This is a genomic window from Glaesserella parasuis (assembly GCF_017352235.1).
GTDB classification, from domain to species: domain Bacteria; phylum Pseudomonadota; class Gammaproteobacteria; order Enterobacterales; family Pasteurellaceae; genus Glaesserella; species Glaesserella parasuis.
On the sequence record NZ_CP071487.1, the window covers coordinates 1,679,128 to 1,703,522 of the forward strand.

A 24,395-nucleotide genomic window follows, 5' to 3' on the forward strand; every position below is an offset into this window, starting at 1 on the left:
TTTTGATTAATGGCTGAACATTGCAGAAATAGACTCTTCGTTGCTGATACGACGAATAGCTTCTGCCAACATTCCTGATAAGGTTAATACACGCACTTTATTTAATGCACGGATCTCAGCCGAAAGTGGAATAGTGTCTGTCACAATCACTTCATCAAGCGCATCATTCGCTAAGTTTTTCGCCGCACTGCCGGAGAAAACGGCGTGTGTTGCATAAGCAAATACACGACGAGCCCCACGCTCTTTTAATGCTTCTGCGGCTTTAACCAATGTGCCGCCAGTATCGATCATATCATCAACTAAGATACAATCACGATCCGCCACATCACCGATAATGTGCATTACTTGAGCCACATTTGCTTTCGGACGACGTTTATCAATAATCGCCATATCCGCATCATTTAATAATTTTGCAATAGCCCTTGCACGCACCACACCGCCAATATCAGGTGAAACCACAATCGGATTAACTAAATCGGTTTTCTTTAAAATATCTTCGATTAACACAGGCGAACCGAAAACGTTATCCACAGGCACATCAAAGAAGCCTTGGATCTGTTCTGCGTGTAGATCGCAAGTTAATACACGATCCACCCCCACACTTGAAAGGAAATCAGCAACCACTTTAGCGGTAATCGGCACACGCGCTGAACGCACACGACGATCTTGACGAGCATAACCAAAGTAAGGAATTACGGCGGTAATACGACCTGCCGAAGCACGACGAAGTGCATCAACCATTACGATCAACTCCATTAAATTATCATTCGTTGGTGCACAGGTTGATTGCACAATAAAAATGTCCCCTCCACGCACATTTTCATTGATCTGCACTTGGATCTCACCATCGCTGAAACGACCTACTGTTGCATCACCGAGAGAAATATAAAGACGTTCAGCAATTCGTTTTGCTAATTCAGGAGTAGCGTTTCCAGCGAAGAGTTTAATATCAGGCATTTTGGATAAACCTCTAGATGTAGATTTTTAAGGATATAAATTGAGCGTTTTATGTAAAGGGGAAACATTTCTGCCTTGTGCCACAAAGCCCTCAACATTTTCAGGTTTTAACGCAAACACACGGCGAGCCTCATCTTCACAATCAAATTCAGCAAATACACAAGCACCAGTGCCTGTTAGCCGAGACGGTGCGTATTGTACCAACCAATTTAGTAGATCATCAACCTTTGAATACAGATCTCTGACAATTTTTTCGCAATCGTTTGCGAAAGGGGCATCAAGTAGCTCCGTTAAAGTACGTTTTGGCGTATCACGAGTTAAATCGGGGTGCTTAAAAATCGAAGCTGTTGCAATCGCCTCGTCGGGCTTTAACACCAAATACCACTTCTCTTTCGGCTGACAAGGCGTTAATTTCTCACCCACCCCCTCAGCAAAAGCCGCAATGCCTCGCACAAAAATCGGCACATCTGCCCCCAAGGTTAATCCCATTTCAGCAAGTTGCTCAAGGGAAAGCCCTGTTTGCCAAAGTTCATTCAACGCAACTAACACCGTCGCCGCATTTGATGAACCGCCCCCAACACCTCCGCCCATCGGCAAGCGTTTGGTTACGCCAATGTTCGCCCCTAACGAGCAAGCGGTTTTTTCTTGCAACAATTTTGCAGCACGATAAATCAGATTTTGCTCAACAGCCACACCATCAATCTGCTTGGTTAAGCAAATGGTTGGATCTTGGCGAAGTTCAATCTCAATATCATCACCAAAATCCAAAAACTGAAATAGCGTTTGCAATTCGTGATAGCCATCAGACCGCTTACCTGTAATATACAAAAAAAGATTAAGTTTCCCAGGACTTGGAAAAGTAAAAGTAGCCATATTAGTACGCCCAATGATCAATACGAATTTTCAAGGTTTGAGAACCATTTTCCAACACAATCAACTTAGGCAGATTTGGCGGGCGATCTTCGTGATATTCCACAAAACGAACTTTCCACAACGTCCCATTGACCGCATAATCAAATTGAGCCAACTGGCGTTTTTCATTGACAATATAGTTTGACTGTTGCTCAGGCTGCCCCTTCACCCAATAGGCAAATTGATCTATCGGGAACGAAACGCCGATAATTTCTTCCATTAACATAGCCACATCTGCTTCGGTACGAGAACGCCCCTCGCTGTCAGAAATCGTCATTCCATAAGCATTACGCTGTAATTTCAATGATTTGCTTGATAAATTTGAGGACATCGTTAGCCCAAAGTTCGTCGGGGTTTTATATTGCCAATCAAAATGGGAAGAAAAACGTTCCTCAGGGGAAATATAGCCAAATTGCCCTTTCGCCGAGTAGGCGTTGATTTGCGTTAATTGTGCAAGATGTTGTTGCCATTTTGCATCATTATGTGGAATTGTCACACTAGGTTGAGTGATTTCAGTCGGAGCATCCAGTACAGAATGACAACCAGCAAGGGCAAATAACAGAGTAAGGGATAGCAGTTTTGTGAGTTTTTTCATACAATCCTCAAATTTGAAAGTTATAATAGTCTCAATAATATACTATGAAACTACAATCAAATTATTTTAAGAAAATATTTGATATTTACTAAAAATGGTGTGAGATCTACCCGCTTGTTTTTAGCTTTCGCCCTGCTCCCCCGTCGGCTTTCTCCGTTTACCAATATTCTTGGTATCTTTGTGGCGGACTTTCACTTTTTTCTTCAAGCTCTCTTTTTTCTCTTCTTTCTTTTTCTTAATCCGCGCTTTCTCTTTTTTCGACACCGTATTCACCTCACCATCTTTTGGGGCTTTGGTGCGTGGTGCTAAGCCTTCAATAATACGCGGTTTTAACGGCTCTTCCGTATAGCGTTTAATTTTGCCAAGTAGCTTGTAATCGTGAGCTTCGACTAACGATACTGCGGAACCTTTCTTGCCTGCACGAGCTGTACGCCCGATACGGTGTAGATAAGTATCCGCACTATATGGCAGGTCAAAGTTAATCACAAAATCGACATCATCAATATCAATCCCACGAGCAGCCACATCCGTTGCCACCAACACATTTACCACGCCGTCTTTTAAGCGAGCAATCGCTTGATTACGTTGTGTCTGTGCCATTTCGCCTTCCAGATAAGTCGAACGAATACCACGTTTACGCAAGGTTTCGCTCAGCTCTCGCACACTTTCACGGCGACGAACAAACACAATGCTTCGCTCAATCTCAAATTCACTTATCAAACGGGCAAGTAATTTGGTTTTATGTTCAAGATTATCAGCGTGATAATACCACTGCTGAATTTTCTTACGCTCACGGCGACTTGGCTCTGCGTCAATCTGAACGGGATCATTTAAAATGCGTTCAGCAAAATCCACTAACAATTCGCCTTCCAAGGTGGCAGAAAAGAGCCAAGTATATTTACGCCAACGGGTTTCCGCTGCAATTTCTTCGGCATCTTGCCCGAACCCCATTTGCAACATACGATCCGCTTCATCAAAAATTAAAATCTCGACAGAACGGCAATCAAAATTTTCTTCTTGAATATACTGTTGCAAACGCCCAGGTGTCGCCACCACAAGATCTTGATTGGTGTTAAACACTTCGCCGTGGTTTTGATAAGCGACACCGCCTGTAATAGTGGCAATTTTCAAGTTGGTAAATTGTGCCAACTCTTCCGCTTGCTCAGCGACTTGCATCGCTAATTCACGGGTCGGCGTTAAAATTAAAATGCGTGGCGGACCAGGCTTACGGCGTGGGTGATCGAGCAAATGTTGTAACGCCGGCAGTAAAAATGCAGCGGTTTTTCCTGTGCCTGTTGGGGCAGAACCCAACACATCTCGCCCTTCCATTGCAGGCGGAATGGTTTCTTGCTGAATAGCCGTTGGGCGTTTATAGCCTTTTTTTTCCAACGCTTGCAACAGCTCAGGGCTTAAATCTAATTCTTCAAAGGTGGTTAATTCGTTCATTTTGTTCTCTTGTTAATTTTTAAGAAAATCAGACCGCTTGTTCGTTTAAAACTTGTCTGAGTAGTGTTTTGTTCATTGGCACAACACCTAGTTGTAATTCAAAGGGGCGTAACACCTGATTGATAATATCAATACTGTAATTTCCCTTATCATTTTCTAAATCAGATAACGTTTTGCGAGAAACTTTGACAATCTCCGCATAACGCTCTTGTTTCATTGCCAGTAGATGTAAACGTAGATATTTCAACGCCTGCCCTAAACTCATCTCATTGAGCAATAGCTTACGAGCAATTTCGTCTCGCACAGTCGCTCTCTGATAAATATCTAACGTTTTTTTACTTTTAGAGGCTCTCGCCTGTTTGATCTCTTCCATTATGATAATAATTGCCAACGTTTTAATTTTTCAGGTAAATAGTCCAAACTGATTGAAGGGTACGTCAAAATCGCCGTTGGAACGCCCCTTGCTTCTAAACGTGCTTTAAGTCCGACAAGCTGTTGGGCTGTTTGACGCAAAGCATCTAATAACTTGTCGGCTGGACATAAATTATCAAGCTGTTCTGCAATCAGATCAAAACGATATTCACCGCCTAATTCTAATGCAGGGTGACCTTTACTATCCCACATTGTCGTGCGAGGAATACCTTCAGGATCTGCTTTCATTGGGGCAAAATCATAAATTGGAGCAAGCCAGATACGATTTTGATTGCGTAAGAAAGCCGTATTTCGTCCGTGATTATCGCTATTTCCAAATGCGATATTCAATAAATCTCGCCTTACCCACTCGATCACAAAAGCTTGTTTATCAAAAAACATTCCTGTTTCAACCAAATGAGAGGTTTCAATTTTAGCAATCAACTGACGAATAACCTTTTCGTGATCCAGCAAAGAGCCAGCCCCTTTTTCTAACATAGCATAAACAGATTCAACGGCATAACGAGCCATTTTCCCCTGTTCATTACGATAAACATCAAAGCGAGGTAACCACAACGACGGGTAACGTTCGCCTTCTTCCAATCGCATTTTTGTCGTATCAATGGTATCAAAACCCATTGAGGCTAATTCGTGATAATAGTGAAATTCAGCTCTCAATATATCGCAATCTATTACACTACGTTTCCCACGCGGAAACTTGACTAAATAGAAATCGTCAGAAGAGGCACCTTGTTGTAGGTTATCAATCCAAACTTGCCGAGTGGCTGTTTGGCGTAGCAATAATTTCGGCGCTTCGCCACCAGCCCCCGTTGCACCGCCAGCCATTGCCCCACGCTGATTAGCATATTCCAAAAAATCAGCTTGGCGATTGATAACATCGTCTATTTCAAATAAGCGAGGGGGTTCATTTTCGATAAAAGAACTGACCGCTTGTTTAACTCGTAAATGCCCGACAGGTGCAATCGTGCCTTGTTTTAATAACAAATAGTTTTGTTGAGCCATCGGCAAATGAGCAATATCTAGTTTTTGCAACCAATAACGCCGGCTTGCCCCAGAAGGGACTATATCATCTAAAAATGCAAACCAGCCCGATACACTGCGATGCGGAAAAAATTCCACAGGGTAGTTAAATGAAACTGCCTTATCATTATCACTTAAAATTTCTGTTAAATCATGGAGATAGCTAAAATCATTGAGACTATAATCAGCCTGAAAGGTCAAAATAGCAATATCCTGCCAACGATCAGCAATGTAGGCTTGAAGTATAAGCGGTTCGATTTGCATAAAAATTCTCTACGGTAAAAAATATCACGCATTATAAACAGAAAAAGGATTTTGTGATAGTTATAAGTTACACAAAATCCATTTTTGTTACTTGGCGAGAGATATATCTCTCATTATAAATATAACGCCATCACCACCGCATTCTCTCGCCCACCGTCTTGGGTTGGGTAGTAATTTTTCCGCACCGTCACTTCATTAAAGCCTAGTGAGAAGTAAAGTTTTTGTGCTGTCGTGTTTGAAGCTCGTACTTCAAGCCATAATGTCGTGATCTGTTTTTGTTGAAGCTGAGCGATCAACGCTTGCAACAGTTGCTTACCAAAGCCTTTGCCTTGATAAGCAGGATCAACTGTAATATTAAACAGCGTGGCTTCATCAAGCACAAACTGACAAATCGCAAAGGCAACAATGCGGTTTTCAACGGATAATTTCAAATTCAAATAGCGTTCGCCTTGGCTGTTTAACAGCGTCCCTTTCGCCCAAGGCACTAAATGGGCTTGTTGTTCGATCTCAAAAAGGCGGTCGAAGTCGTTTTCTAAAATAGGTTCTATCACAGAATATCCTTAAAACATTAGTAATGTAATGAATTATGTGTTATTGGGTATCACTTTTTCACAAGCTTACCAATAACTTATTGTTGATACGATAGAAATTTGCCTCTCTATCTATTTCTGCTGTCCATTTTTCAGTGTTGTTTAGCGTTGTCTTGGCTGTTTCTATAGAGCTACAAGCGGTGGCAACGGAAATATTGCAAATAAAAGATGAATAGCAAATTTTTTCATATAAAAAAACTATTTATTGTTTAATTAAAGGATAAGGATTAACAGCCCCAGTCGGTGTATAAATACCGTAATGCAGATGAGGTGGAGTACCTTTGGCGTTACCACTATCACCAACAGTGCCAATCACAGCTCCTTGCTCAATCCATTGATGACGTTTTATATCGCCATATTCTTCCAAGTGAGCATAGTAATGTACCGTCCATCCCGTCATTACGCTGACCACTTTTCCACCCAGTTTGTTTTGTCCGCCACTTCGCATTCCGTGCCAAGTATCTGCAAACCGTTGATTGGGAACAGGATTGGGTAAGCTTTGTTCTGTTGGTGTTCCTTGCAGTAAAGTAGGAAACCAACGTGCATAAGCGTAGAAATAAGGTGGTTTGAAAAGATAAATACAGGCAATAAAGAAACTGAATAATATTCCTAAAACTGTAATATACTTAACTAATGTTTTCATTTTATTCTGCCATATCTTTACAAAACAGTTGCATCTGTTGCCAAAGCTCTCGCTTTTGTGTAGCTTGGGAAAGCATTTGCCAAGACTCACACTGCCAAGCGGTCTGATTTGCAAATTTTTTTGTAAATTGTACCGCTTGTTCTTCAGGTTGAATCAGCCAGAAAATCGGTTGATGATCGAATTGCAGACGCATTGCTTGCTCAAGGCTAATCCATTGATATTGCTCGTGATTTAATTGCAAGGCTCGTAAAACATCTTGAAATAACCCAGTCTGTTGGTGATCTTCTTCGCAAATAACTACCAGCTTTATATTGTCCGCCAAGCGAATTTGTGCATCGCCTTTGAGTACTTGCGGTTTAACAAGTATCCATTGGGGTATATTCATTTCTGTTAGAAGCAGATCTCGGCGATTCATCATTTTTCCTCATAAAAAGTTGGGGAATAGTAGCAAAAATCGGTAAAATGCAGAAATTATTTTGCATTAAATTTGGAAATTTATGTTATCAATCGAAAGTGAAGTGCTTGAACGCCATCTGAGCGTCTTTGAGCAAAAAAATGTATTGTTATTTGGCGATGTGCGTGATGATTTTTCGGGACTCATTCAGCCGATGGCAAAGTCTGTGGCGGTGTTCAGTAGCTATTTTGATTATGCTCGCCATTATAATAACGTGGAATTTGGCTTGGAATGTTATCAGCAAGCAGACTTAGCAGTCTTTTACTGGACGAAGAATAAGCAAGAGTGTCAATTTCAGTTGTTACAATGGCTGGCGACTGCGTCAGTTGGTCAAGAATTATTGGTGGTAGGTGAAAACCGTGTCGGCGTGCGTTCAGTGGAAAATTTACTTGAGCCGTTTGGTGAGATAGCCAAGATTGACTCGGCTCGTCGTTGTGGGTTGTACCATTTTAGGCTGGAAAATGTGCCTACTTTTGATAGCAAAAAATTCTGGAAATCTTACCGTTTGGGCGATCTTGATGTGTTTGCTTTGCCTGCAGTGTTTAGCTCGGCAGAACTGGATAATGGTTCTAAATTGTTGCTTTCCACCTTCAATAAAGCCGATGGATTGAAAGGGAAGGTGTTAGATCTTGGCTGTGGGGCTGGGGTGATTGGAGCGTGCTTAAAACAGCAATTCCCGAAAATCAAGCTGACGATGTCAGATATTCACGCAATGGCATTGGAATCAAGTAAGCGAACACTGGCGGAAAATCAGCTTGAAGGTGATGTGGTAGCAAGTGATGTCTTTTCCCATATTGGCGGGCGTTTTGATCTGATTGTGTCAAATCCACCTTTCCACGACGGTGTAGATACGGCATATCGTGCGGTAGAAGAGTTGATTGCCCAAGCTAAACAACATCTTAACCGTGGTGGTGAGCTACTCATTGTTGCCAATGCTTTTTTACCTTATCCCGATTTATTGGATAAGGCATTTTGTAGACATTAAGTGTTAGCGAAGTCGAGTAAGTTTAAGGTGTATTCAGCGAGAGTCTAATAAAGATTAGTTAAATTAGTTGTTAAAATTCAGCAGCTATTTTAAAGATCTAACGAAATTCAGTTATAATTCCATCAACTTTTTTCCATTGACCTAAAACAATGACCCAAACAACCTATTTCGCCACCGCAGCGCGTGGCTTTGAAGAAATGTTAAAAACCGAACTTGAGCAGATTACGCACGCACAGTGCAAAGTGGCTCAAGGCGGCGTGCATTTCACCACTGATTTAAAAGGGGCGTATCAAGCGTTATTGCATAGTCGCTTGGCTTCCCGTATTTTATTACCCTTAATCAATACGAAATTTTTCAGCGACAGCGATTTGTATGCGTCTGTGGTTGCTTACGACTGGCAGAGCATTTTCGATCCAAGAGATACCTTTTTCGTGGATTTTAACGGCACAAACCGTGAAATTCGCAACACACAATTCGGTGCAATGCGAGTGAAAGACGGCATTGTCGATTATTTTGAGCGTAAAGGTTTTGCTCGTCCGACAGTGGATAAAATCCGTCCAGATATTCGTTTACACGCCTATTTAAACCGTGAAGAATTGATTATTTCTTTGGATTTAAGCGGTGAGGCCTTGCATATGCGTGGTTATCGTGAAGAAACAGGGAAAGCACCGTTGCGTGAAACCTTGGCGGCGGCGATTGTGTTGCGTTCAGGCTGGCAAAAAGGCACGCCACTTGTCGATCCGATGTGTGGTTCGGGGACTTTGTTGATTGAAGCGGCTCAAATGCAAGCCAATATAGCCCCACAAATTAACCGTATCCATTGGGGATTTGATAGTTGGAAGGGGCATCAGATCGAACTGTGGAAAAGGGTTTGGCAGGAAGCGAAAGAGGGGGAAATCCTACCCCCCTCCGCCTTCGGCACCTCCCCCCGCGAGCAGGGGGAGGGAAGCAAAGTGCTGTTCTTCGGCTTTGACCTTGATCACCGAGTGCTACAAAAAGCTAAACAGAATGCGAAAAATGCAGGGGTGGCAGATTTAATTCAGTGGCAACAGGGCGATATGTCGGCGTTGAAAAATCCGATTGCAGAGCAGGTGGGGACGGTGATTTGTAATCCGCCTTATGGTGAGCGATTAGGTACAACCCCAGCGTTAATTGCGTTGTATTCTGTCTTTGGGCAACGGTTAAAACAGCAATTTGCAGGTTGGAATGCCTCTATTTTTAGTGGCGAACCTGAATTACTGAACTGCTTACGTCTGCGTTCAGCTCGTCAATTTAAGGCAAAGAATGGACCGCTTGAGTGTGTGCAGAAGAACTATTTGATCAGCGAAAATGCAGACAAGCGGTCAGATCTTGATGAAAATCTGCAATTTAGCCAAAACGCACAGGTTGCCCCTGATTTTGCTAATCGCTTAACCAAAAATATCAAGAAGATCGAAAAATGGGCAAAACAGCAAGGGCTTGATGCCTATCGTTTATACGATGCCGATCTACCAGAATATAATTTGGCGGTAGATAGATATGGCGATCATATCGTGGTGCAAGAGTATGCCGCACCGAAAAATATTGATGAAAACAAAGCTCGCAAGCGCTTGCTTGATGCGGTATCAGCGACCTTGTATGTCACCGGTGTTGAAACAAATAAATTAGTCTTAAAAGTTCGCCAACGTCAAAAAGGGACTAATCAGTATGAGAAACTGGCGAATAAAGGCGACTATTTCTTCGTGAATGAATATGGGGCGAGGCTATGGGTAAACTTGACGGATTACCTTGATACAGGCTTGTTCCTTGACCACCGCTTAACACGTAAGATGGTCGGCGAAATGGCGAAAGGAAAAACCTTCCTAAATCTGTTTGCCTACACGGGTTCAGCGACAGTTCACGCAGCGTTAAATGGAGCAAAATCGACCACGACAGTAGATATGTCAAACACCTATCTCAACTGGGCGGAACAAAATCTTGAGCTGAACAATATTTCACTACGAAATCACCGCTTGCATCAGGCAGATTGCTTGCAATGGTTAGCGGATTGCCGTGAGCGTTTTGAACTGATTTTCGTTGATCCGCCGACCTTTTCTAATTCAAAACGAATGGAAAACAGTTGGGACATACAACGTGATCATATTGCCTTGATGAAACAGTTGAAACGCATTTTAACGGCAAACGGCACGATTGTATTCTCGAACAACAAACGTGGCTTTAAAATGGATTTTGACAGCTTGGCTGAATTAGGATTAACGGCGGAAAACATTTCGCACAAAACATTACCGTTGGATTTTGAGCGTAATCCGCATATTCATAACTGCTGGATTGTGAAACATTCGGAATAAATTATGTTAGATATTGTGTTATATGAACCTGAAATCCCACAAAATAGTGGGAATATTATCCGTCTTTGTGCAAACTGCGGTTTCCGTTTGCATATGATTGAGCCACTTGGCTTTGCGTGGGATGATAAAAAATTACGCCGCTCTGGGCTGGATTACCACGAGTTTGTCGATATTCAAAAATATAAAGACTTTGATGATTTTCTTGAGCGAGCAAAGCCTAAACGCCTTTTTGCTTTAACCACCAAAGGCGAGCCTAATCATAGCGATGTGCAGTACGAATGGGGGGATTTTCTGATGTTCGGCCCTGAAAGCCGTGGGATACCGAAAGCGATTTTAGATAGTTTACCAATGTCACAAAAAATCCGTATCCCGATGTGTAAAGATAGCCGTAGTATGAACTTGTCTAATTCCGTTGCTGTTGTGGTGTACGAAGCGTGGCGACAGTTTGGCTATCAAAATGCAGTGCCAAGGCAAGAGATTTGAATTATCGGTGTAATAGACAAAATAGTTGCTAAAAAGTGGCTTAAAGCCCTATAGTACAAGGCCTTAAGCCCTCTTTTTTGAAATATGAACAAAAACTGCCCATTTTGCCAAAGTCTGAAAATAAAGAAACATGGAATACAAAATAAGACTCAACGTTATTTTTGTAATGAATGTCATAAAACCTTTATCTTAAAAACTAAATTAGATCCAATTAAGATTTGGACTGATTACACATCCGGAAAACAAACCTATCAACAACTTGCCGAAAAATATCATTGTTCGGTTAGAACTATTCAAAGATATATTGATAAAGCCCCTAAAACAGCTTTAAAACCACCTTTAAATCGATACCTAAACATCATTATGGATACAACGTTTTTAGGACGTTATTTTAGCGGATTCGTGTTAATGGATACGCTTTCAAATAATGTAATTTCCCATTATTTTGTACGAACCGAAAAAGATATTTACTACAAACTTACCCTGAATAGGTTAAGAGAAAAGGCTATATAATTCAATCGATTACTTGCGATGGCAGGCGTGGTTTGATGAAAGATTTTATTTGTCTACTATGCCATTTTGGCACAGTATAAAAAGCAAAAACCGCAAGCTATCTCTAACCTGCGGTTCTTCTCTTTAATAACCCCCCGACGATGCTCTACTCTCACATGGGGAATCCCCACACTACCATCGACGTTACAGCTTTTCACTTCTGAGTTCGGTATGGAATCAGGTGGGACAACTGCACTATTGTCGTCGGGAAAATCTTTTGATGATTCTCTCTATCTTCTTTTTTCTGTTCTTTAAGGGCAAATGTAATTTGCCCCTACATCTTTCCGTTCTTTAAGGGCAAATGTAATTTGCCCCTACATCTTTCTGTTCTTTAAGGGCAAATATAATTTGCCCCTACATCTTTCTGTTCTTTAAGGGCAAATGTAATTTGCCCCTACACTATTCTAATTTCGAAACAAGCTGTTCTGAGTCTCTTTGTTTTATTTTGTTTAGTTAGTTTGTTGCTTTTATTCAGCTCTCTCACGTCTACTTCAAAAACGCTTGAGGTTGTATAGTTAAGCCTCTCGGGCAATTAGTATCTGTTAGCTCAACGGCTCACACCGCTTACACACCAGACCTATCTACGTCGTAGTCTTCAACAACCCTTACTAGCTTATAGCTAGGGAGAACTCATCTTAAGGCGAGTTTCGTGCTTAGATGCTTTCAGCACTTATCTCTTCCGCATTTAGCTACCCAGCAATGCCTCTGGCGAGACAACTGGTACACCAGTGATGCGTCCACTCCGGTCCTCTCGTACTAGGAGCAGCCCCTCTCAATTCTCCAACGCCCACGGCAGATAGGGACCGAACTGTCTCACGACGTTCTAAACCCAGCTCGCGTACCACTTTAAATGGCGAACAGCCATACCCTTGGGACCTACTTCAGCCCCAGGATGTGATGAGCCGACATCGAGGTGCCAAACACCGCCGTCGATATGAACTCTTGGGCGGTATCAGCCTGTTATCCCCGGAGTACCTTTTATCCGTTGAGCGATGGCCCTTCCATTCAGAACCACCGGATCACTATGACCTGCTTTCGCACCTGCTCGACTTGTCTGTCTCGCAGTTAAGCTTGCTTATACCATTGCACTAACCTCACGATGTCCGACCGTGATTAGCAAACCTTCGTGCTCCTCCGTTACGCTTTGGGAGGAGACCGCCCCAGTCAAACTACCCACCAGACACTGTCCGAGACCACGTTTCGTAATCTTCGTTAGAACATCAAACGTTAAAGGGTGGTATTTCAAGGACGACTCCACAAGCACTGGCGTGCCTGCTTCTAAGTCTCCCACCTATCCTACACATCAAAATTCAATGTTCAGTGTCAAGCTATAGTAAAGGTTCACGGGGTCTTTCCGTCTAGCCGCGGGTACACCGCATCTTCACGGCGATTTCAATTTCACTGAGTCTCGGGTGGAGACAGCCTGGCCATCATTATGCCATTCGTGCAGGTCGGAACTTACCCGACAAGGAATTTCGCTACCTTAGGACCGTTATAGTTACGGCCGCCGTTTACTGGGGCTTCGATCAGGAGCTTCTCTTTCGATAACACCATCAATTAACCTTCCAGCACCGGGCAGGCATCACACCCTATACGTCCACTTTCGTGTTTGCAGAGTGCTGTGTTTTTAATAAACAGTTGCAGCCAGCTGGTATCTTCGACTGGTTCAGCCTTCGGAGGTATACTCTTACAACCTACGCCAGCGCACCTTCTCCCGAAGTTACGGTGCTATTTTGCCTAGTTCCTTCACCCGAGTTCTCTCAAGCGCCTGAGTATTCTCTACCTGACCACCTGTGTCGGTTTTCAGTACGGTTTAGTAAAGCCTTTCGCTTAGTGGCTTTTCCTGGAAGCGTGGTATCAGTTACTTCATTTCCGTAGAAACTCGTCATCATCTCTCAGTGTTATGGAAGTCCGGATTTGCCTAAACTTCCCACCTACCAACTTAAACAGACATCCAACAGTCTGCTAACCTAACCTTCTCCGTCCCCACATCGCAGCTTTACCAAGTACGGGAATATTAACCCGTTTCCCATCGACTACGCTTTTCAGCCTCGCCTTAGGGGCCGACTCACCCTGCCCCGATTAACGTTGGACAGGAACCCTTGGTCTTCCGGCGAACGAGTTTTTCACTCGTTTTATCGTTACTTATGTCAGCATTCGCACTTGTGATATCTCCAGCATACTTCTCAATACACCTTCATCGACTTACACAACGCTCCCCTACCCAACAGGCGTATCACAAATATTCCTCTGATTTCTATCCGCACTTTATGCCAACTCAACGTGTTGGGTGCTTGACCAACATCTTATTCCGTTTCACTTCATTCGATGTTGTTAATCGAAGGCGTATTTGTGATACGCCTGATGCCGCAGCTTCGGTGCTATATTTTAGCCCCGTTACATCTTCCGCGCAGGCCGACTCGACTAGTGAGCTATTACGCTTTCTTTAAATGGTGGCTGCTTCTAAGCCAACATCCTAGCTGTCTAAGCCTTCCCACTTCGTTTCCCACTTAATATAGACTTTGGGACCTTAGCTGGCGGTCTGGGTTGTTTCCCTCTCCACGATGGACGTTAGCACCCACTGTGTGTCTCCTATGCATTACTCTTCGGTATTCGCAGTTTGCATCGGGTTGGTAATCCGGGATGAACCCCTAGCCGAAACAGTGCTCTACCCCCGAAGGTATTCACATAAGGCTCTACCTAAATAGATTTCGGGGAGAACCAGCTATCTCCCGGTTTGATTGGCCTTTCACCCCCAGCCACAAGTCATCCGCTAATTTTTCAACATTAGTCGGTTCGGTCCTCCAGTTAGTGTTACCCAACCTTCAACCTGCCCATGGCTAGATCACCGGGTTTCGGGTCTATACCTTGCAACTCACCGCCCAGTTAAGACTCGGTTTCCCTTCGGCTCCCTTATTCAGTTAACCTCGCTACAAAATATAAGTCGCTGACCCATTATACAAAAGGTACGCAGTCACCCAAAAGGGCTCCCACTGCTTGTACGTACACGGTTTCAGGTTCTATTTCACTCCCCTCACTGGGGTTCTTTTCGCCTTTCCTTCACAGTACTGGTTCACTATCGGTCAATCAGGAGTATTTAGCCTTGGAGGATGGTCCCCCCATCTTCAAACAGGATTTCTCGTGTCCCGCCCTACTTGTTGCAAGTTTAGTACCACAACATAAACTTAAAATACGGGGCTATCACCCTGTGTCGCTTGGCTTCCCAGCCAATTCTTCTGTCTTTGCTGCTATCACTTGCTGGCTCTTTCGCTTTCGCTCGCCGCTACTGACAAAATCTCGGTTGATTTCTTTTCCTCGGGGTACTTAGATGTTTCAGTTCTCCCGGTTTGCCTCAACAGACTATGTATTCATCTATTGATAGTAGATTCTTCATCTACTGGGTTTCCCCATTCGGATATCTTGGATTAAACGCTTCTTATCAACTCATCCAAGCTTTTCGCAGATTAGCACGTCCTTCTTCGCCTCTGATTGCCTAGGCATCCACCGTGTACGCTTAGTCACTTAACCATACAACCTCAAACATTTTCACTTGAAGTTGATATTAACTACTAAACACTTGACTGCTTTTGTTCAGTCAAGATTTTTCTTACTACTCAGACTTTCTTGTTTCAGGGCAAATGTGATTTGCCCCTACAGAAAATCTCTCAGTTTTCAGCTTGTTTCCAAATTTTTAAAGAACATTCGATAATCACTTATCTTTCGACAAAAAATCATCTTTAAATGGCGTCCCCACGGGGATTCGAACCCCGGTTACCGCCGTGAAAGGGCGATGTCCTAGGCCTCTAGACGATGGGGACAACATTTAAAGATGCTTTCCTTCATCCTGTCAATTTGCAAATTTTATCGCAAATCTGACCGCTTGTGTCTGTTTTCTTGCTCTATTCCTTGTCTACAATTACCAAACAATCTGTGTGAACACTTGCAAATCTCTTCATTCAGGTAAGGAGGTGATCCAACCGCAGGTTCCCCTACGGTTACCTTGTTACGACTTCACCCCAGTCATGAATCATACCGTGGTAAACGCCCCCCCTTTCAGTTAAGCTATCTACTTCTGGTACAACCCACTCCCATGGTGTGACGGGCGGTGTGTACAAGGCCCGGGAACGTATTCACCGCGACATTCTGATTCGCGATTACTAGCGATTCCGACTTCATGGAGTCGAGTTGCAGACTCCAATCCGGACTTAGATGCACTTTCTGAGATTCACTCCACCTCGCGGCTTCGTCACCCTCTGTATGCACCATTGTAGCACGTGTGTAGCCCTACTCGTAAGGGCCATGATGACTTGACGTCATCCCCACCTTCCTCCAGTTTATCACTGGCAGTCTCCTTTGAGTTCCCGACCGAATCGCTGGCAACAAAGGATAAGGGTTGCGCTCGTTGCGGGACTTAACCCAACATTTCACAACACGAGCTGACGACAGCCATGCAGCACCTGTCTCTAAGTTCCCGAAGGCACACTCTCATCTCTGAAAGCTTCTTAGGATGTCAAGAGTAGGTAAGGTTCTTCGCGTTGCATCGAATTAAACCACATGCTCCACCGCTTGTGCGGGCCCCCGTCAATTCATTTGAGTTTTAACCTTGCGGCCGTACTCCCCAGGCGGTCGATTTATCACGTTAGCTACGGGCACCAAACATAAAGCCCAATCCCCAAATCGACAGCGTTTACAGCGTGGACTACCAGGGTATCTAATCCTGTTTGCTCCCCACGCTTTCGCACATGAGCGTCAGTATTTTCCCAAGGGGCTGCCTTCGCCTTCGGTATTCCTCCACATCTCTACGCATTTCACCGCTACACGTGGAATTCTACCCCTCCCTAAAATACTCTAGCCACCCAGTATGAAATGCAATTCCCAAGTTAAGCTCGGGGCTTTCACATCTCACTTAAGTCACCGCCTGCGTGCCCTTTACGCCCAGTCATTCCGATTAACGCTCGCACCCTCCGTATTACCGCGGCTGCTGGCACGGAGTTAGCCGGTGCTTCTTCTGTGACTAACGTCAATGTAATGCTCTATTAAAACATCACCCTTCCTCATCACCGAAAGAACTTTACAACCCGAAGGCCTTCTTCATTCACGCGGCATGGCTGCATCAGGGTTCCCCCCATTGTGCAATATTCCCCACTGCTGCCTCCCGTAGGAGTCTGGACCGTGTCTCAGTTCCAGTGTGGCTGGTCATCCTCTCAGACCAGCTAGAGATCGTCGGCTTGGTAGGCCTTTACCCCACCAACTACCTAATCCCACTTGGGCTCATCTTATGGCAGGTGGCCCGAAAGTCCCACCCTCTAGTCCTTAGACATTACGCGGTATTAGCGACAGTTTCCCGTCGTTATCCCCCTCCATAAGCCAGATCCCCAAGCATTACTCACCCGTCCGCCACTCGTCAGCAAAGAAAGCAAGCTTCCTCCCTGCTACCGTTCGACTTGCATGTGTTAAGCCTGCCGCCAGCGTTCAATCTGAGCCATGATCAAACTCTTCAATTTAAAAAGTTTAATCGCTCAATATGTACTGACTATAAAAATCACTTAATATGAATTTCAAGTTAAGCACTTATCAAGACTTCAAAATTAAAAAAATATTTTTAAACAAAGTCAATCAACAAGTGCCCACACAGATTGTCTGATAAGTTGTTAAAGAGCAAAAAAGAACGACGCACTGTCAAATTTAAACACTTCACAACAGTGCGTCGTTGTGTGGCGCACATTATAGAGAAATTCAAATCCAACGCAAGTACTTTTTTGCAAAAAAATTTGAAAAAATGTCCGCTTGTTCAAAATAAGCTCATAATGTTTATTTCAAAAACAGAGGTTGTTTATATTTTCATAGACATATTTACAAAATATCATACAAATATGCTATTAGATAACAAAAAGGATTAGATCCACTCAAATAGATCTAATCCTTATGGTATCAATTTCATATCACCAATTCACAGGTAACTTACTTGTACAACTTAAATATTTAGAAACGATAGGACAGATTGGTTCCAATAGCATTTCCCTTTAATTTTGTACCATTTCGTTTCAAATTATTTTCTGAGTATTCTAAACCTACTTCAATATCGTTAGAGATTGCATATTTTATACCAATCGCATATCCAATCCCTTTGAAACTACCAAAATCCGATATTTTACTAATACTATAATTTAATTTAACGTATGGTAATATATCTGGTAGGAGACGGTATCCTTGAGCATATCCAATACTATATTGGGATTTTTGTTTGATATCATGAAAAATATTGCTACTTCCTAATTTTGCTTTACCATCAATTATTCCAATTAAATTCCTACCATAATCTGTTGCATAGTCTAAAGTAAAGTTTATGCCTATTGCCTGCTTACCTTGCAAATCACCATTTTTATATTTTGTAGTTGTAACATCCATACCAATTCCCCCACCTGTAAAAGTTTCACCTACAGGCGCAGCTAAAGCAGAGCTTGATAACAAAGCTACTACGATAAATCTTTTCATAATAAATCTCCTATTAAGTTAGCGTAGAAAATATCATTTTATTCTAATGAGATAGATATATATCAAACCGATGTTTTTTAGTTTCCTTACAAAAATCAGGTTTCTTATTTGCTAAAAATAATGCATAGTTAGGTCTTTTTACAACCACTCTCTTTCTAGCAAGTTGCTGAGCAGGGAAAAGTAAATCATCTGAATCTAAATCACAGCCAACCAATTGTTGAAATAGTTGCATCTCCTTTTTTACTAATGCACTTTTAGTCTTAGACGGATACATAGGATCAAGATAAACAACATCCACCGAGTCAAGATCTGGATTTAAACCAGTAATAGAACTATGAGGAAGTAATACCATTCTTTCTCTCATAAAATGACCAATTTCTAAATCTTTATAAGCTCTTTGTAAACCATCTTCCAATAATGCGCCAACAATTGGATTACGTTCAATAAGTTTCACATAGCAACCTATTGATGCCAAAACAAAAGCATCTTGCCCTAAACCTGCTGTCGCATCAATAATTGTAGGAGTGTACGAACCCTTAACACCAACAGCTTTCACAATAGCCTCATTACGACCACCGCCAAACTTTCGACGATACGACATTTTTCCATCAACAAAATTTACAGCTACAGCACCTAATTTAGGCTGATTAAGTTTCCTTAATTCAAGGCGTTCATTAGTCTGTACTAATGCTAAATTAGAGCTAGGATTATGCTTCAATTTCCATTTTTCACAAATATCATAAAAGCGCTCAGTAAAATCACTTTCATTAATTAATTGAATATTCATATCATGAGGTTTAAATACAACATAGGAACAATTCTTTGTTCCCATGTTATAAAATTACTTTTTAACACGAGTGTGTAAACCTTTCTTCTCTAAGTTACGATAAATCAACCACTGTTGTGCAATCGTAATTAAGTTAGACGTTAGCCAGTAAAGTACTAAGCCTGATGGGAACCATAAGAAGAATACAGTAAACATCACAGGCATAAAGTTCATCACTTTTTGTTGTACTGGATCAGCAATTGGGGTCGGCGACATTTTTTGTAACAAGTACATTGAACCACCCATTAATAGAGGGAAAATGTAGTATGGATCTTGTGCCGATAAATCTTGAATCCAACCGAAGAATGGTGCGTGGCGTAATTCCACCGCTTCCATAAATGTCCAGTATAATGCGATGAAAATTGGCATTTGAAGAAGAATTGGTAAACAACCGCCCATTGGGTTTACTTTTTCTTCTTTATACAGTTTCATCATCTCTTGGCTCATACGCTGACGGTCGTCACCGAAACGTTCACGCATCTCTTGAATGCGAGGTTGTAACATACGCATTTTCGCCATTGAGGTATATTGAGCTTTGGTTAATGGGTATAGAATGGTTTTCACCACAATGGTTACACCGATAATAGCTAAGCCCCAGTTAGACACAATACTTTGAATGAATGTTAATAACCAGAACAACGGTTTTGCAATAAACCACGCCCAGCCATAATCGACGGTTAAATCAAAGTTATTTGCCACTTGTGCCATTGCTGCTTGATCTTTCGGTCCAGTCCATAAATGGCTTGTAATAGTTGCTTCACCGTTAGGTGCAACTTGTGTTACGGGTCCACGATAACCGATAGTGCCTACGCCATTTCCTGTGCGAGTATAAAGATTATTTTCCGCATCTTGATTTGGGATCCACGCTGATACGAAATAATGCTGTAAAACCGCTGCCCAGCCTGCTTTAGTATCTACAGATAAGTTAGCTTTTGCCATTTCATCAAAACTATATTTTTTATAGTTCACTTCAGAAGATGAATAAGCCCCCCCCGTATAGGTCGGCATTGCAAAATTGCCGGTACTTTCAACTAAAGTATGTTTAAGCTGACCGTAAGGCTGAACTTCGAGAGTTTCTGCAGTACCATTTTTGATGTGATAATTTACCGCTACATTATAGCTACCACGTTTTAGGGTAAATGTTTTGGTATAAACTACGCCATCTTTTTCAAATGTTAATGGCAGGGCAATTTCGTCTTGACCTTCTGCTAACGCAAATTTCTCTGCTGTAGCTTGATACTGAGCTCGACCTGCTGTGGTATCAATCCCGTTTTTACCAACTAACCCACTTTGTGCCACATACAGCACTTTGCCGTTATCTTGTAGCAATTCAAATGGTGTATTAGAGTCTAATTCTGCGTTATATTTTAAGAGATCAGAATCAACCACATCACCACCTAAAGTATCAACGGTTAAACGTAACACGTCCGTTTCAATAGTAATGGTTTTTCCTTTAGTTGATTGCTCATTGATAGATGCCGCATTAGATGAAGCGGGTACATCACTCGATTGATTTGCAACTTGTTGTGTTTGAGCTTGAGCCATCGCTTGTTTTTGTGCTTGGATCTCAGGGTTATAATCCTGTTGCCATTGCGTAAAAATCAAGAACGAAACAAGCAACAAACCCATAATCAGTAAACTACGGTTTGAGTTCATTTTAAGTTCTCTGTGGTTAAAGTGAAGTGGAATAGCCCACTATGGAAAATTAGACATTTTAATATAGGATAACAAACTATCCAACGCCTTTTACAAGATAGCGGTTGGATTTTTTTAGAGATTTACTAAAAAGTACGGCTTCTTGCAAACAAATGCTCACAAATCAAACAAACTTAGGATTTTCTTACTAATATTAAAGCAAAATAATGTGATGAACGCCACATTTTGAAGAATTACTTCTTTTTTATTCTTACGAAATCCGACAAAATAAGTGTCATTTAGCAAGAAAACTCGTATAATTACGACGTTTTTATTTTTTTATTCTTACAAGAGGTACACACAATGGGTGGTATTAGCATTTGGAATCTAGTCATTATCGTTTTATTAGTTGTCTTATTATTTGGCACTAAAAAATTACGTGGATTAGGCTCAGACTTAGGCGAATCTATCAAAGGCTTTAAAAAAGCGATGAATGACGACAAAGCTAAAGACGCTGAATTTGAGAAAGTAGAACAAAAAACCGCAGAATCTACTGAACAAAAAGCTAAAGAAAAAGAGCAGGCATAATCCGTGTTTGATATAGGTTTTTCTGAATTAGTTTTGGTATTTATCGTAGGCTTAGTGGTATTAGGACCGAAACGCCTGCCTATTGCTATTCGTACAGTGATGGGCTGGGTTCGCACTATTCGAGGATTGGCAGCTAACGTTCAAAATGAGCTTTCTCAAGAGCTAAAACTGCAAGAGTTGCAAGAGAGCATTAAGAAAGCAGAAGAGTTGAATTTAAGTAATTTATCTCCTGAATTGAGCAAAACCGTAGAAGAACTCAAACAATCTGCACAGAAAATGCAAGCTAACTTAGACTCAGCGAGAGGGCAAATTGAAAGTCTGACGCAAGAGCAAGTTAATGAAATTCAAAATAAAATTGAGCAAGAGAGCCAGCAACTTTCTCAACAAGCTGAACAGCAAAAAGAAACCGAAAACCCACCGCTTGAAACCGAAACGCTTTCGGCGGATCGCATTGCAGAACTTGCTGAAGCAGACGAAGAAAAATTGACGGCGTATTATCCCCCAGATGACGATCTTGCAAGTGTTGAGCCTAAAACGAAACAGGATAAATAATGTCAGTCGAAGAATCTCAACCCCTTATTAGCCATTTAATTGAGCTTCGTAACCGCTTGTTAAGAGCGGTTATTTGTATTTTAGTTGTCTTTTGTGTCCTTGTTTATTGGGCAAATGACATCTATACATTACTTTCTAGCCCACTTACTGAACGTTTACCCGAAGGGGCAACGATGATTGCCACGAATGTGGTTACACCGTTTTTCACTCCGATAAAATTAACGGCGATTGTTGCAGTATTTATTTCCGTGCCTTATATTTTGTATCAAGTCTGGGCATTTATCGCACCTGCATTATATAAACACGAAAAAAAGCTAGTTTATCCACTGTTAATCTCAAGTTCTCTGCTTTTCTATATTGGTGTGGCATTTGCGTATTATGTAGTCTTTCCGCTCATTTTTGGCTTCCTGACCCAAACAGCCCCTGAAGGTGTTGTAATGGCAACAGATATTAATAGCTATCTTGATTTCATTTTGACTATCTTTTTAGCCTTTGGTGTCTGTTTTGAAGTGCCAGTTGCGATCATTTTACTTTGTTGGTCTGGCGTAACCACAGCAGAAGATCTCAAAGAGAAGCGTCCTTACATTATTGTGGCAGCTTTCGTGATCGGAATGTTATTTACCCCACCAGATATGTTCTCTCAAACATTACTAGCTGTGCCGATGTGTCTGTTATTTGAACTAGGACTACTGGTTGCTCGTTTTTATCAGCCGAAAGATGATGAAACCGAGTCAACAGCACAATCTGAATAAATAACTATAGAGGCACAAAATGTGTCTCTATGTATTTTAGATAATGTATATTCTGCTCAATAGCCATCTGACGTAGTATTCCCGCATAGAATACCTTTAATCAACTTTTGAGAGCCAATACATTCTGAAATTGAATATTGATTCAAATATTGATAGAAATGTTCAAGGGCGTGATCTAAGACAGATTTCAGGTGACAATGCGGTTTTAAAATACACGCAGGAGAATTGCAATCTATCAATCTGGGATTGCCTTGCAAGGTTCTAATCACTTCGCCCACAGGCATGGAGAGAATGAGAGAGGAAATTCTAATACCGCCACCTTTTCCCCTTGCGGTGATTAGCCACCCTTGTTTTGCCATAAAATGCACCACTTTCACCAAATGGTTCTGCGACACTTGAAGCGATTCTGCTAACTGCGGAATAGTGCGAAGCTCATCTTGATGATGAGCAAGATACATCAATACACGAAAAGCATAATCAGTAAATTTACTTAGGTGCATAGTTCCCTCCATACTTGATAAAGTTGGGCATTAATGCCCAACTTATCTTTCCCATTACTCGTGAGAGGAGAGTAATAAATTCCCCAAGGTTTTCACCCCAATCCCCGTTGCACCTGCTGCCCATAAATCACTTGCAGTTTTGCGGAAGGTTGCAGAACAGTCAATGTGTAACCAATTTTGCTGATAATTTTCCACAAAATAGGATAAGAAGGCTGTTGCGGTACTTGCGCCTGCACCAACAGGAACAGAACCGATATTGGCAATATCTGCAAAGGAAGATGAAATTTGAGCACGGTGGAACTCTTCAAACGGTAAACGCCAGAAAGGTTCGTTTTCGGCTTTGGCTGCCTCAAATAAACGGGCAACTAATTGATCGTCCATTGATAGCACTGAATGGTAGTCATTGCCCACCGCCACTTTGGCTGCTCCCGTTAAGGTAGCACAATCGACAATAAACTGTGGCTTCTGTTTGCTGGCTTCAATTAAACCGTCGGCTAACACTAAACGCCCTTCTGCATCGGTATTTAATACTTCTGCAGTTACACCATTGCGATAAGTAATAATATCCCCTAATTTGAATGCTCGGCTACTTACCATATTTTCTGCACAGCAAAGATAGAGCTTCACACGTTGTTTTAAGCCACGCGCAATAGCAAAACCTAATGCCCCTGTGACTAAGGCGGCTCCACCCATATCGGTACGCATTGTAGACATACTGTCACTTGGTTTTAAGCTATAACCGCCCGTGTCAAAGGTAATGCCTTTACCAACTAAACAGGCTAACACAGGGGCATCTGGGTTGCCCGTTGGGTTATAATCAAGTTGTAACATCGCTGGCAAATGTGCCGAGCCTTTACCGACTGTCCAAATGCCGTGATAACCACGTTCATTTAATGCTTCACGAGCAACGATTTCAAAAGAAACCTTACCTTTGCCGACATATTTATCGGCTTGGTGTAAAATAAATTCAGCTGCTTTGTGAGCCAACACTTCGGGGGTTAAGCGGTCAGATGGTTCGTTAATAATGTCACGAGTAAAGCTGCTACACGCAAGGCGAGCATCAAATTCGGTTTGTTGTTCATTTAACGCAGGATAGGTGACTGAGCCTGCATTTTTTACACTAACAAACCCTTGATGGAACGCCCAGCACTGCTCTAATCCCCAGCCTTCGCCCGTTAAGGCAACATTTAAAATGTTCTGATTTTTTATTTTGCGAGCCGCTTGTTGAATGGTGGTTAATTCATCTTTTACCAGATGAATTGTCATACCTTGATCATTTGCGGATAAAATCGCCTTTTTTCCCCAAACTTCATAGGCAGCAGTTGATGATAACGTGATTTGCATTGAACTCATAAAGACTCCTTGATATATAGCTATATAAATACTT

General features: G+C 42.1%; 21 protein-coding genes, 1 tRNA gene and 3 rRNA genes. 7 read left to right on the top strand and 18 right to left on the bottom strand.

The genetic code is table 11. The features are described 5' to 3' along the window. Positions 1-6: 6 nt before the first annotated feature. From J1G47_RS08575 to J1G47_RS08615, 9 genes are all read right to left on the bottom strand, one after another. A complete protein-coding gene (locus J1G47_RS08575; RefSeq protein ID WP_005713153.1) occupies positions 7-957 on the bottom strand; it encodes a ribose-phosphate pyrophosphokinase in 951 nt (316 codons plus the stop codon). Between the two features lie 27 nt (positions 958-984). After that, positions 985-1,830, bottom strand: coding sequence for a 4-(cytidine 5'-diphospho)-2-C-methyl-D-erythritol kinase (ispE, locus tag J1G47_RS08580; RefSeq protein ID WP_207326577.1), 846 nt, complete (start codon positions 1,828-1,830; stop codon positions 985-987). 1 nt (position 1,831) lies between these two features. After that, positions 1,832-2,464, bottom strand: coding sequence for a lipoprotein insertase outer membrane protein LolB (lolB, locus tag J1G47_RS08585; protein ID WP_005713149.1), 633 nt, complete (start codon positions 2,462-2,464; stop codon positions 1,832-1,834). 120 nt (positions 2,465-2,584) lie between these two features. Next, on the bottom strand, positions 2,585-3,910 hold the full coding sequence (srmB, locus tag J1G47_RS08590; RefSeq protein ID WP_207326578.1) for an ATP-dependent RNA helicase SrmB: 1,326 nt from the start codon (positions 3,908-3,910) through the stop codon (positions 2,585-2,587). Between the two features lie 28 nt (positions 3,911-3,938). Next, the gene (locus J1G47_RS08595; protein ID WP_223300026.1) at positions 3,939-4,301 is read right to left on the bottom strand and encodes a helix-turn-helix transcriptional regulator; all 363 of its coding nucleotides are present in this window, start codon (positions 4,299-4,301) and stop codon (positions 3,939-3,941) included. Further along, entirely contained in the window at positions 4,283-5,626 is a 1,344-nt protein-coding gene (locus J1G47_RS08600; protein ID WP_160416009.1) for a type II toxin-antitoxin system HipA family toxin, read from the bottom strand. Before J1G47_RS08600 ends, J1G47_RS08595 begins: the two co-directional genes overlap by 19 nt. Before the next feature lie 113 nt (positions 5,627-5,739). Continuing rightward, positions 5,740-6,177 (bottom strand): ribosomal protein S18-alanine N-acetyltransferase, encoded by a 438-nt coding sequence (gene rimI, locus J1G47_RS08605; RefSeq protein ID WP_015940033.1) that lies wholly within the window; start codon positions 6,175-6,177, stop codon positions 5,740-5,742. A 241-nt stretch (positions 6,178-6,418) separates the two neighbouring features. Next, on the bottom strand, positions 6,419-6,859 hold the full coding sequence (locus J1G47_RS08610) for a M23 family metallopeptidase (RefSeq protein WP_015940032.1): 441 nt from the start codon (positions 6,857-6,859) through the stop codon (positions 6,419-6,421). Position 6,860: 1 nt separating this feature from the next. Next, the gene (locus J1G47_RS08615) at positions 6,861-7,274 is read right to left on the bottom strand and encodes a DNA polymerase III subunit psi (protein ID WP_005713136.1); all 414 of its coding nucleotides are present in this window, start codon (positions 7,272-7,274) and stop codon (positions 6,861-6,863) included. Positions 7,275-7,356: 82 nt separating this feature from the next. Here J1G47_RS08615 and rsmC point away from each other — a divergent pair, with 82 nt between their 5' ends. The 4 genes from rsmC (at position 7,357) to J1G47_RS11915 (ending at position 11,621) form a co-directional block, all read left to right on the top strand. After that, complete coding sequence (gene rsmC / locus J1G47_RS08620) at positions 7,357-8,298, top strand: 16S rRNA (guanine(1207)-N(2))-methyltransferase RsmC (protein ID WP_207326579.1); 942 nt, start codon at positions 7,357-7,359, stop codon at positions 8,296-8,298. A gap of 149 nt (positions 8,299-8,447) precedes the next feature. Further along, on the top strand, positions 8,448-10,625 hold the full coding sequence (gene rlmKL, locus J1G47_RS08625) for a bifunctional 23S rRNA (guanine(2069)-N(7))-methyltransferase RlmK/23S rRNA (guanine(2445)-N(2))-methyltransferase RlmL (RefSeq protein WP_160416360.1): 2,178 nt from the start codon (positions 8,448-8,450) through the stop codon (positions 10,623-10,625). A 3-nt stretch (positions 10,626-10,628) separates the two neighbouring features. Next, entirely contained in the window at positions 10,629-11,108 is a 480-nt protein-coding gene (gene trmL / locus J1G47_RS08630; RefSeq protein ID WP_160428316.1) for a tRNA (uridine(34)/cytosine(34)/5-carboxymethylaminomethyluridine(34)-2'-O)-methyltransferase TrmL, read from the top strand. Between the two features lie 84 nt (positions 11,109-11,192). Continuing rightward, positions 11,193-11,621, top strand: coding sequence for an IS1/IS1595 family N-terminal zinc-binding domain-containing protein (locus J1G47_RS11915; RefSeq protein WP_021110340.1), 429 nt, complete (start codon positions 11,193-11,195; stop codon positions 11,619-11,621). A 132-nt stretch (positions 11,622-11,753) separates the two neighbouring features. On the opposite strand, the gene rrf is transcribed toward J1G47_RS11915, so the two are convergent. From rrf to yidC, 7 genes are all read right to left on the bottom strand, one after another. Next, a 5S ribosomal RNA gene (gene rrf / locus J1G47_RS08640) occupies positions 11,754-11,869 on the bottom strand. Positions 11,870-12,171: 302 nt separating this feature from the next. Continuing rightward, positions 12,172-15,188: ribosomal RNA gene (locus tag J1G47_RS08645) — 23S ribosomal RNA — on the bottom strand. A 214-nt stretch (positions 15,189-15,402) separates the two neighbouring features. After that, positions 15,403-15,478: transfer RNA gene (locus J1G47_RS08650), tRNA-Glu, on the bottom strand. Positions 15,479-15,621: 143 nt separating this feature from the next. Continuing rightward, positions 15,622-17,164 (bottom strand): 16S ribosomal RNA (locus tag J1G47_RS08655). The 16S, 23S and 5S rRNA genes sit together here with 1 tRNA gene alongside, the layout of an rRNA operon. A 478-nt stretch (positions 17,165-17,642) precedes the next feature. Then, positions 17,643-18,155 (bottom strand): porin family protein, encoded by a 513-nt coding sequence (locus tag J1G47_RS08660; RefSeq protein ID WP_010787112.1) that lies wholly within the window; start codon positions 18,153-18,155, stop codon positions 17,643-17,645. Between the two features lie 43 nt (positions 18,156-18,198). Beyond that, positions 18,199-18,942 (bottom strand): class I SAM-dependent methyltransferase, encoded by a 744-nt coding sequence (locus J1G47_RS08665; RefSeq protein WP_016528343.1) that lies wholly within the window; start codon positions 18,940-18,942, stop codon positions 18,199-18,201. A gap of 54 nt (positions 18,943-18,996) precedes the next feature. Beyond that, the gene (yidC, locus tag J1G47_RS08670) at positions 18,997-20,637 is read right to left on the bottom strand and encodes a membrane protein insertase YidC (RefSeq protein WP_010787114.1); all 1,641 of its coding nucleotides are present in this window, start codon (positions 20,635-20,637) and stop codon (positions 18,997-18,999) included. Positions 20,638-20,979: 342 nt separating this feature from the next. Between yidC and tatA the strand changes: the two genes are divergently transcribed. The 3 genes from tatA to tatC are packed head-to-tail and all read left to right on the top strand — an operon-like array spanning position 20,980 to position 22,508. Continuing rightward, the gene (gene tatA, locus J1G47_RS08675; protein ID WP_010787115.1) at positions 20,980-21,204 is read left to right on the top strand and encodes a Sec-independent protein translocase subunit TatA; all 225 of its coding nucleotides are present in this window, start codon (positions 20,980-20,982) and stop codon (positions 21,202-21,204) included. 3 nt (positions 21,205-21,207) lie between these two features. Next, entirely contained in the window at positions 21,208-21,756 is a 549-nt protein-coding gene (tatB, locus tag J1G47_RS08680; RefSeq protein WP_015939768.1) for a Sec-independent protein translocase protein TatB, read from the top strand. Further along, positions 21,756-22,508, top strand: coding sequence for a twin-arginine translocase subunit TatC (gene tatC, locus J1G47_RS08685; RefSeq protein ID WP_010787117.1), 753 nt, complete (start codon positions 21,756-21,758; stop codon positions 22,506-22,508). Before tatB ends, tatC begins: the two co-directional genes overlap by 1 nt. A 56-nt stretch (positions 22,509-22,564) precedes the next feature. On the opposite strand, the gene J1G47_RS08690 is transcribed toward tatC, so the two are convergent. Both J1G47_RS08690 and pepB read right to left on the bottom strand, forming a co-directional pair. Beyond that, positions 22,565-23,008 carry an RrF2 family transcriptional regulator gene (locus J1G47_RS08690; RefSeq protein ID WP_015939766.1) on the bottom strand — a complete coding sequence of 148 codons (444 nt, stop codon included), beginning with the start codon at positions 23,006-23,008 and terminating at the stop codon, positions 22,565-22,567. A 54-nt stretch (positions 23,009-23,062) separates the two neighbouring features. Continuing rightward, positions 23,063-24,352, bottom strand: coding sequence for an aminopeptidase PepB (gene pepB / locus J1G47_RS08695; protein WP_207326858.1), 1,290 nt, complete (start codon positions 24,350-24,352; stop codon positions 23,063-23,065). Positions 24,353-24,395 lie beyond the last annotated feature (43 nt).

Coding starts and splice junctions, on each gene's coding strand:
- J1G47_RS08575 (WP_005713153.1), bottom strand. CDS start 957: ATGCCTGATATTAAACTCTTCGCTGGAAACGCTACTCCTGAATTAGCA.
- ispE (WP_207326577.1), bottom strand. CDS start 1,830: ATGGCTACTTTTACTTTTCCAAGTCCTGGGAAACTTAATCTTTTTTTG.
- lolB (WP_005713149.1), bottom strand. CDS start 2,464: ATGAAAAAACTCACAAAACTGCTATCCCTTACTCTGTTATTTGCCCTT.
- srmB (WP_207326578.1), bottom strand. CDS start 3,910: ATGAACGAATTAACCACCTTTGAAGAATTAGATTTAAGCCCTGAGCTG.
- J1G47_RS08600 (WP_160416009.1), bottom strand. CDS start 5,626: ATGCAAATCGAACCGCTTATACTTCAAGCCTACATTGCTGATCGTTGG.
- J1G47_RS08610 (WP_015940032.1), bottom strand. CDS start 6,859: ATGAAAACATTAGTTAAGTATATTACAGTTTTAGGAATATTATTCAGT.
- J1G47_RS08615 (WP_005713136.1), bottom strand. CDS start 7,274: ATGAATCGCCGAGATCTGCTTCTAACAGAAATGAATATACCCCAATGG.
- rsmC (WP_207326579.1), top strand. CDS start 7,357: ATGTTATCAATCGAAAGTGAAGTGCTTGAACGCCATCTGAGCGTCTTT.
- rlmKL (WP_160416360.1), top strand. CDS start 8,448: ATGACCCAAACAACCTATTTCGCCACCGCAGCGCGTGGCTTTGAAGAA.
- trmL (WP_160428316.1), top strand. CDS start 10,629: ATGTTAGATATTGTGTTATATGAACCTGAAATCCCACAAAATAGTGGG.
- J1G47_RS11915 (WP_021110340.1), top strand. CDS start 11,193: ATGAACAAAAACTGCCCATTTTGCCAAAGTCTGAAAATAAAGAAACAT.
- J1G47_RS08660 (WP_010787112.1), bottom strand. CDS start 18,155: ATGAAAAGATTTATCGTAGTAGCTTTGTTATCAAGCTCTGCTTTAGCT.
- J1G47_RS08665 (WP_016528343.1), bottom strand. CDS start 18,942: ATGAATATTCAATTAATTAATGAAAGTGATTTTACTGAGCGCTTTTAT.
- yidC (WP_010787114.1), bottom strand. CDS start 20,637: ATGAACTCAAACCGTAGTTTACTGATTATGGGTTTGTTGCTTGTTTCG.
- tatA (WP_010787115.1), top strand. CDS start 20,980: ATGGGTGGTATTAGCATTTGGAATCTAGTCATTATCGTTTTATTAGTT.
- tatC (WP_010787117.1), top strand. CDS start 21,756: ATGTCAGTCGAAGAATCTCAACCCCTTATTAGCCATTTAATTGAGCTT.
- J1G47_RS08690 (WP_015939766.1), bottom strand. CDS start 23,008: ATGCACCTAAGTAAATTTACTGATTATGCTTTTCGTGTATTGATGTAT.
- pepB (WP_207326858.1), bottom strand. CDS start 24,352: ATGCAAATCACGTTATCATCAACTGCTGCCTATGAAGTTTGGGGAAAA.